Annotated in this window: 1 protein-coding gene; it reads left to right on the forward strand. The window is 42.2% G+C overall.

Features of this window, described 5'->3' with window-relative positions; translation table 11 throughout:
* Positions 1-402: 402 nt before the first annotated feature.
* The gene (locus MO867_RS22340) at positions 403-831 is read left to right on the forward strand and encodes a hypothetical protein (protein ID WP_252473269.1); all 429 of its coding nucleotides are present in this window, start codon (positions 403-405) and stop codon (positions 829-831) included.
* Positions 832-845: the final 14 nt, after the last annotated feature.

Consider the following 845-nt stretch of genomic DNA (forward strand, 5'->3'; position numbering starts at 1 on the left):
CGAGCAGTACAGTGACTATGGGGCTATAGCTGCATGAAACTGTCCGAAGTGTTGTCTATAAAAATGATTTAAATTCAACAGGTTATAGTGAAATACCGAGTCATGAAGACTAGCCCCCGTCCCTATGAGGCAATCCTGGACGCCCACCAATTCAGGACGGCTAACATCCACCCTTCCCTATCCCGAAAAGCATTACTTACCAAATTGTCCCAACAAGGGATACCCACCCACGGCTTGAGAGCCAACACTAAGCGAGCATTTTGACCTTGAACTAGCAAGCCGGCAAAACCCATAAGTTGGTACGAATGTTTCTACTGAATGTGATAAACCCGCAATTAGTTACCTGTCCACACAGCAAATGTTATGCTTTTACAATCAATAACATCGAAATGGAATTCAAAGATGGGTAAAAAGAAGATACCTTTCAAGCATCAGCTTAAAACTGTACAAGACATTACTGACCGTATATCTAGAATCTATTTAGAAGCACAGGAGAGGAAGAAGAAAGCATTCTTTAGGACTGTCATAGATCCGAACGAAGCTACTATATATCAGGAGGGCTCTCATGGTAGAGGCGGGATAAGTAAAGGGGTTAGGCATTGTGACTACAAATTCTCAAATTCTGATCCTATGTGGATTGAACCCAGTGACGAGCACGGTTTGTCTTTCTCATCAACGGTCAAGCATGCTGTCTCAACAATGGAATTTCTAGGAGGATTTCAAAAAAAGGGAACTAAAGTTAACTGTGCCTATTGGATTATAGAGGACAGTCAGCATATCCCTTCCGGGACAGGGCTGTCCCATATAAATCAGCTTAAATGGTGGCTGTAATTATCTTGTCTAAA

Source organism: Microbulbifer okhotskensis, from assembly GCF_023895975.1.
Lineage (GTDB): Bacteria > Pseudomonadota > Gammaproteobacteria > Pseudomonadales > Cellvibrionaceae > Microbulbifer > Microbulbifer okhotskensis.